Origin of the sequence: Psittacicella hinzii (genome assembly GCF_003585935.1) — a bacterium.
Lineage (GTDB): Bacteria > Pseudomonadota > Gammaproteobacteria > Enterobacterales > Psittacicellaceae > Psittacicella > Psittacicella hinzii.
Map to the genome: position 1 here is coordinate 1 of NZ_NRJG01000209.1, position 8,479 is coordinate 8,479.

At 30.4% G+C, this 8,479-nt stretch carries 4 protein-coding genes; 3 read left to right on the top strand and 1 reads right to left on the bottom strand.

What is annotated here, in order from left to right; all coding sequences use genetic code 11:
• The 3 genes from CKF58_RS08225 to lysA form a co-directional block, all read left to right on the top strand.
• Nucleotides 1–1,571, top strand: a 1,571-nt coding sequence (locus CKF58_RS08225; protein ID WP_147397250.1) for a GmrSD restriction endonuclease domain-containing protein, incomplete at its 5' end; no start/stop codon positions are given.
• A gap of 249 nt (nucleotides 1,572–1,820) precedes the next feature.
• Entirely contained in the window at nucleotides 1,821–3,899 is a 2,079-nt protein-coding gene (locus CKF58_RS08230; RefSeq protein ID WP_119532776.1) for a GmrSD restriction endonuclease domain-containing protein, read from the top strand.
• Nucleotides 3,900–4,192: 293 nt separating this feature from the next.
• Nucleotides 4,193–5,464: a diaminopimelate decarboxylase gene (gene lysA, locus CKF58_RS08235; RefSeq protein WP_119532778.1), complete on the top strand. Its 1,272-nt coding sequence runs from the start codon at nucleotides 4,193–4,195 to the stop codon at nucleotides 5,462–5,464.
• A 2,269-nt stretch (nucleotides 5,465–7,733) separates the two neighbouring features.
• Here lysA and CKF58_RS08240 read toward each other — a convergent pair.
• The gene (locus CKF58_RS08240) at nucleotides 7,734–7,970 is read right to left on the bottom strand and encodes a hypothetical protein (protein WP_119532780.1); all 237 of its coding nucleotides are present in this window, start codon (nucleotides 7,968–7,970) and stop codon (nucleotides 7,734–7,736) included.
• Nucleotides 7,971–8,479: the final 509 nt, after the last annotated feature.

Sequence of the window (8,479 nt, forward strand, 5' to 3'; positions counted from 1 at the left end):
ATAATAAACCATCTGTTGTAGTAGAACCATTCTATTTATTTATTAATACTTTTATTAAAAACGTAAAATTACTTATTGTTACAGCCGATAGCTTCGATTCAGCTCTTACAATTTTCCGTACAATTAACGATCGTGGGCAGCCTTTATCTGCTAGTGACTTGCTCAAAGTAGATTTATACGATGAAATTAAAGATGATCCAAACTATTCTAGTGAAAAAGCTAATGAGTTCCTTAATAGATGGAACAAAACTTTAACTGCAGATAGTGAAGAACTTGCAAGTGTAATAGATAAAGATCAAATAATGTATGTGTTATTGGATTCTTATGCACTAGATTTAAAAGGTAGAGCCAATTATACAGGTCAATTTAGTCTTAATATTAGAGATTTACGTAACAAGCAAAGACCAATAAAAGATGCCTATAAAAAGATAAGAGAAGAAGCATTAAAAGATTCTCCCTTTGATATTCTTGATTATGTAAATCAAGCCTATAAAGTATGGCAAGTAGCGAGTTACTTAGCCAATGAAGATCGTATTAGAGAATTTAACAACGTGAAAGTAATACGTGAAACGAATAAAAAGAGATCTTATCTACTTATTAAAGACGAGTTAAAAAATCTAACTATCAAATATGGAATAACAGACGGGAGTGATTCTAATAAAGAATTATCTTGGGCTGCAGATCGTCAATTTTTAGCTCTATTTGATACTCTTGGCTCTTTAGGATATGGTCGTAAATCACCATATGTGTTGCTTGCTACTTATTTTGTGCTATTACAAAAAGTTGCAAAAAAATACAATTGTGTACTAGATGATGTTCTTATTAGAGATTACTTGACTCGCTTTATGAGATACTACATTAGTAGTATTCTTGGTTTAGTTTCTGTTTACGGATATGCTGATAATAAATTAGAACCGGTAAATATTGCTTTTAGTATTGCCATGTATAAGAATTTATACGATAAGCATAGCTTTGAGCAAGCTATTGCAAGTTTAGATCCGGCTAAAATCTTTAAGACCGTGCAAGTAACTGAAGAGGATAAAGAAAATAAAAAAGAATATCTTCTAAAAGATAGTACAAACTTGACAATACCTGATACAATCGGTAAATTACCAACACAACAGTTCTTATTTAAGTTAATAGCATATTTCAAACAAACAACTAGTTCTGCTTTTGAGCCATTCAATTTATTACCACCGGTATTTGATATTGAACATATCATTCCCAAAAAGAAAGATAATCGTGATGGTTTAAAAATGATAGGAAAAAATATCAGTGAAGAACAAGTAAAAGAAGATATCCTAAAAATCGGTAATCTCTTACCATTAGAAAATTACATAAATAGTAGCATTGGTAATAAAAGTATTAATAAAAAGCTAGAAGCTTACGTTAATAGTCAATTCGATTTGGTTAAGGATTTCGCTAAGGATCTTAAACGAGCATATCCTAATGATTCTGCTGGAAGATACAAGTATATTATTACAGATCGTACTGAAACACTAAAAGAAGAGTTGAAACAAATACATAGTCTTCTTAGTAGAGGCGAAACGATTATTAAGGATCTTAATTAATTCATTTAAGATAAGATATTTAAAGGGAGTAACATCAAGTTACTCCTTTTTTAATTGCTAAATTATGCCTTAAATCTAGGATTAAGTGCAGGAGCTGTGAGATAATAAAAGAGAAATTCTATAATAAACTATGATTTATAGACCTTACTTTAAAAAACTCATACCTATATTAATTTATAAAATAGTTATGAGTTTAAAGAAGATAGAATCATGCTTTAGTATCAATCTCATTAATAGGATAATCCAAAAATGGCACATGTAAAAGTTGATAAGCTAAGTGTTGGAGAGTTTTTAGCTGGCTCTGTAGGTAAAGGTAATGAGCTTATCATCCCTGAATATCAAAGACCTTATACTTGGAAAAGTGAAGAGATTAACAAGTTATTTTCAGATATTCTAGAATTTATTGAAAATAGCGAAAATCCTTCAAGAGAAGAGTACTTTTTAGGATCGATAGTAACTTGTGATATGGAGAATGGTGAGGAAGCTGTAATAGATGGACAGCAGCGTTTAACTACCATTTTCTTAATTCTAAAAGCGGCATATTGTAAGTTGTCGCAAATGGCAAAAGATGAGAGTGAAAATTTAACTGTAATTAGTCGTTTACAAAACGATATACAAAAAGTACTTTGGTATACTCGATCTAGTGTAGATACAGAAAAATCGTACTTTAAATCTAAATTGATTGACGATGAACATAAGAGAGATCTAGAGAATATTCTGATCTATTCTGAAAATTACTATAAAAACGAAACTGATAGCCAAAGTATCTACGTAAATAATTACGAGTTAATTCAAGAAAAACTAAACGAATTAGCTAATGAATTCGAGCCAAAAGAAAAAGTTAAACTACTTTACTCTTTCTTATTAGTGTTACTAAATAATGTTTATTTAGTAGCAATGAAAACCTCAGATCTTGCTTTATCTTTAAAGATCTTCGAAACCTTAAATTATCGTGGTGTGGCTCTGTCTGAAATCGATTTAACGAAAGTATTACTTTATAACAAAGCTATTGAGGGTAAAGTAGGTAGAGAAAAAGATAATGCAGGTAATGATTTCTTAAAAGAATGGAACTCTCTTGCTAGTCAAGCTAGTAAATTACTTGCGGATATAAATCTTAAGAAAAATGAGTTATCAGTCCTATTTGAAAGTTATTATCTTTATTTAAAAGGGAAAGTTGGTACATTTGATGTATTTAATTTTAACTTACTCCAATTACGTGATAGACATACCTATAAAGGGAAGAAACAAGTAGATCTATTTAAAAAGATTTACACTGTTTATTCTAAAGAAGAGAATGTTGCAGAAAGTATTTTAAAATTCTTAAAAGATGTACTAAATATATGGCGCATCATTGGCTTCATTTATAGTAAGAAACGTAATGAATTATTTAATAAGAGTAATTTAAAAGAGTTATTAAAGCAAGGTAAATACGAACAAATAAGAGATATTCAAAGAGAAGGTCATAATGAATTAGTTAAAGAATTCCCAGATTTGTTAGGTCAAGATAGTAATATCTCTTGGATTGATGATGAAATTCTAATGATGATAGATATTCTAGCTACCATTAGCTTAAAAAGTAAGTCTCCAATATTTTTAATTGCTCTCTATTATCATTTGCATAAACCTAATGGTGAGCCTTCGAAAATTAAACAATTCAGAGAAGATATGAAAAAACTGATGCGTTATTTCATATCTACAATTTTAGCTTCTTTAGTTAATAATGGAGGCACTTCACAAATAAATTCATTAATTTTAGCCTTTACTAATGTTATTGTTCAGGATCCAGACGGTTATCCTAAGAAATACTATGAAGATGCTCTAGACCTCCTAGATGCTAAAGAAACAGTTAATCCAAGAATTGATAAACGTGAAGATCTAGATTCAGTTAAATTCACATCTAGTGAACTTAATTTATTCTTATTAAAGATTTTAGCTTATGCAAAACAAGCAAAATCGGATAATCCAAGCAGAGTGTATAATTTATTGCCTTGTGATTTACAAGTTGAACATATTTTCCCTACGAAAAACCACAAGAACTTTAGTGCGGAGATTAAAGGCGTAAGTCCTGCTGCAGTTAAAAATCAGGTTAATAAATTAGGTAATTTACTGCCATTAGAAAAATTAATAAATATTAGTTCTACTAATGCTGATCTAGAGTTTAAGATTGGTAATTATAAAAAGTCTGGTATTAAATTAGTGTTAGAATTTGCTGAGAAATATAGTGATGAAGGTAAATTCTTCCATTTAATTGATCAACGTACAACCGAGTTATTTGATGAATTATATGATATTTATCAAAAACTAGAAAAAGGTGAGCGAGTATTCTAATTGCTTATACTTCAGACAATCGTCATATCCTAAGAAGTTTTATTTATATTTCGGTTATTCAAGGAGTTAGCTTTAGAGCTAACTCTTTTATCATTATGTGGCTAATACAATATGTGTAAGAGTGATGGGTTATAGTTGGGATTTTTCCTAATGAAATAAACGGCTTTTACTCTTAATTTTATCCGCTTTAGCGGTTAAAATTAGATATAATAAATTACTTCTATAGGGATAACTTGTAAGAGCCAAGTTATCTATTTTTGTACCATATTTACTCTAGTTGATTTTGCAAATCTATGGATCATTTTAATTATCAAAAAGGTGAACTTTATGCTGAAAATATTCCAGTAAAGCAACTGGCAGCGACTTATGGTACACCTTTATACATTTATTCTAAAGCTACTTTACTCCGTCATGTTCAAGCATTTAAAGAGGCTTTTGCAGGACGTAATGGTTTAGTGTGCTATGCCGTGAAAGCTAATTCAAATTTAGCAATTCTTCAATTATTAGCTAAACAAGGCATAGGTTTTGATATTGTTTCTGGTGGTGAATTAGCTAGAGTTATTGCTGCTGGTGGTGATCCGCATAAAGTAATTTTCTCTGGAGTAGCTAAAACTGAAGCCGAAATTGAACAAGCATTATTAGCAGGTATTTACTGTTTTAACGTAGAGTCTGCGCAAGAATTAGATCGCATTAATGCGGTTGCGGCTCGCTTAAATTTAGTTGCACCGATTAGTTTCCGCATTAATCCAAATGTTGACGCGAAAACTCACCCGTATATTTCAACCGGTTTAAAAGAAAATAAATTTGGTATTCCGATCGAAGAAGCTTTAGGTGAATATCAAAGAGCGCAAACCATGCGCAACATCAAAATTAAAGGTCTAGATTTCCACATTGGTTCACAATTAACTCAAATCTCACCTTACATTGATGCCATTAAAGAATTAAAACGCTTAATTCGTCAACTTTATGGTAGCGGTATTCAATTAACTCACTTAGATATTGGTGGAGGTTTAGGAGTTACTTACTCAGTAGAAGCACCTCCATTACCAAATGAATTAATTAATGCTGCTTATGCAGAGTTAGCGGATCTATTTGAAGATGTAGGTACACTACAATTAATCGTAGAACCTGGACGTTCAATTGTTGCTAATGCTGGGATTTTTGTCTATAAAGTAGAATACACTAAAGACAATCTCGATAAAAATTTCGCCATTGTAGATGCAGGGATGAACGATAATATTCGTCCGTCGTTATATAACGCGTATATGAATATTATTACTGTTGAAGAAAACCCAAGTGCAGACATCAAACTCTACGACGTAGTAGGTCCGGTGTGTGAAACTGGGGATTTCCAAGGTAAAAGTCGTCAATTACGTTTAGCACCTGGTGATTTATTAGCTATGCGTGGTTCTGGTGCTTATTGTAGTGCCATGAGTTCGAATTACAACTCACGTCCAAAATGCGCTGAAATTTTAGTTGATGACGAAAAAGCGCACGTAATCTGTCAACGTGAGACTTATGAAGATCTATGGCGTAATGAGCATCTTTTAGATGAGGCTTCATAATTGAGTATTTCCTTTTGTATTATTGACTAAAAAGTGAAACTCCACAATTTAAACATTACAAAAAATAAGCAAAATCCGAGGATAAGTAATGCACTTATCCTCGGCTTTTGCTATGTAAAATTTGCTAGAGATTTTCTGTGAATTTGCAGTAGTTTAAGCACTGCTATTTAGTTTGAGCACTACCTTGTGATGTATATCTTTAAATATAAACACTACCATTAAGAGTAAGAGCTATCATTAAAGAGGTCTTATTTTAGATAAAGTGATACATCACAGATCTTACATTGTAGTACAGCTTATGTTAGACACACGTAAAAAACACGGCTGAGGGGTTAGCCGTGTTCGCAAAAACTTTATCTTTTTAAGGTTTATTAGAGTATATGAAATTAGGATTTAAGAGGTTATAAATAGTAAGCTTTAAAGACAAGTTTAACTTAATAAACTTAAAAGTTTAGTTCATAATCCTTATTTGTGTTTTATACACAATGGTAAGGGCATGATTTGTACTCTAGGTACATTTACACTTATGAACAATAAAACCTAAAGCTTTAAAAACTTTATATGTATATTCGGTGCTCTGAAGAAAAGCTAATTTAAGCTCCAACTCCTCAGATTGTTATATTCATTATTGATAAATATTAGAAAAGACATAATCGTTAATAGTAGAGTTAAGTATTACTAACGTTTAAACTAAACAGCATAAAACTATTCAAACTAAAAATACAGTAAATATTCAAGGTTGAGTTTGTACTAATGTTACTTGTTACTTAGGAAAAGAATTGATAATTAGTTCAGAGTTTATCTTTGTTCTACACTTATCTCAGTTTAAGAGGGATTGAACGCTACATTAAACCTGAAGATCTTTATAGTTAAAGGTTTTACTTTAAGACTTTATCAAGTTTTAGTTGAATATGGTGTATGGTTGCTTAGTTAGCCTAGTTAGCCTAGTTAGCCTAGTTAGCTTAGCGTAGTTTAGCGTAGTTAGTATATAGGTAGCTTTCTAAAGTTCTTGATATTCTTTTTACCTTTGCCTGCTGTAAGCCCAGTTAATAGAGATTTAGAGATTGATTGTATTCTTAACTAGAGATAAAAAAAGGCTGCTCTATTTTGAGGGCAGCCCTCAAATCAGGTTAATTAAGGTAATAAATATTAGGTAATTAAGTTATGCGCCAGTCATAAATGTCTAGCATCTGTATGTAGGTTAATACACTAATTACTATATGAACTTGTATGAGAGTTAGTTAAATCTAGAGTAATCTAGAAAACCATATATGCTTTTAGCTCTGAGGATAAAGCATATGTTATTTGATTATTGAGGTATAAGTGTATGGTGTTTGACCCCCTTATGCAAAGTTAAGTATGTTATAACCAATTTAAAAGACAATAGTATAAGCATTGGTTACTAAACATGTAAAGGTTAACGTAAAAGTAGACTAGGATAAGTTTTTTTTAAGGATATCTTTAGAAGCATTAGCGCTATTAATGTATTTAAATAATTAATTGTGCGTCTGATTTATATTTAATTTATAAGTGCTAGTTTGTGAAATCTCAAGTGATAGGGTCGATAAGTTTGTGAAAATTATAAGAATTTTTATGAAATTTTAGAGTAAAGGTAAGGAAAACGTAAGCGATTTTTACGTATTTATATAAAGATTAAGATTAAAAAATCCCCGAAGCTCTCCTTTTAATTTTTCAAGTGAGTATGGTTGGTATTTGCGGTTTTGCAACTTTTTGCAAAGAGTAAGAAAAGCGTAAGGAAGTACTTGATGTGAAAATTACTATTAGTTTGAATGATAGTAACAATTTTTAATAAGAAGTGGTTAGGTGGAAGGTTTTATTAAGTGTTGATTTTAATGCATAAACATAAATTTGATACGTAATGGTAAACTATAATGTGAAGAACTAATTTTGTGTAAGTGATTGAATCAGCTTTTGTTATTCAAGCGTAGCCTTTGCAAAATTAGCAGTTTTTTACTGTAAAAATTGCATACAGCCATTTTATGCAAATAGAGTAAATAATTATTTCCTCATAAGGTTAAATGCAATCATTATCATGAAAAGAATTAATTTTTTAGATGCTTATTTCTCACAGTTGAAGAGTACCATTCTCACTGTTTAATTATCCCATTCGAACAGTCTATTTCTCTCATATCAACAATCCTGCCCTATAGTAGTTCCCCCCATAGTCTATTTATTATAGTCGTCTTCGCTTATTAGTTCTCCTTATTTAAGTAAATACTGACTAAAAGAAAATATACTCTACACAATATCAATCAACTCTATAAAATACATACACTACATGATTTAACAGCTGTTTATCTCTTTTTACAACTGTTATGCGTTTACGAAATAAAGCTTTATATACACCTGTAAGCTTAGCAAATTGCATAACTCTATAACGAGTAATATTGTATTGCTTACAAGCTGCTGAAATATTTCCTTGCTCCTTTATGTATTTTAGGGCTAATTTAGCAGAGCTTTCTAATTTTTTTGGAAATCTTAACATTTGAAGTACCTTTTAAAATGATTTTGAAAGATACTACAAAAAAAGTGATACACCACAAATGCCAAAATTTAGGCATAAAAAGAAGCTACACTCAGTGAATGCAGCTTACTCATTTGTCTCAACTTAAAATATTATACATGTATCTGTTAAATTTATAGGTGTGAAAGATTTATTTTCAAGAGAGAAAATAAAAAAATTACATAAATTTTTATATAACCAAATCTCCTCTCAGACGGCGATATTTTCGATAGAAAATCATTGCAATACAACTATAGATTTTTCTTATTTAGGTACTACGGAATAGTAATAAAAAGGTGTAAGCACAATTATAAAAAATTGTAATTAAGTTATATCTAGTATCAAAATATTAATTAAGGTGAGGAGTATGAACAAAATAATGTAGTTACTTCTCACATCATATGTTTGAAGTTATAGGCATAAAAAAGAAGCTACACTCATTGAATGCAGCTTACTCATTTGTCTCAACTTAAAATATTATACATGTATCT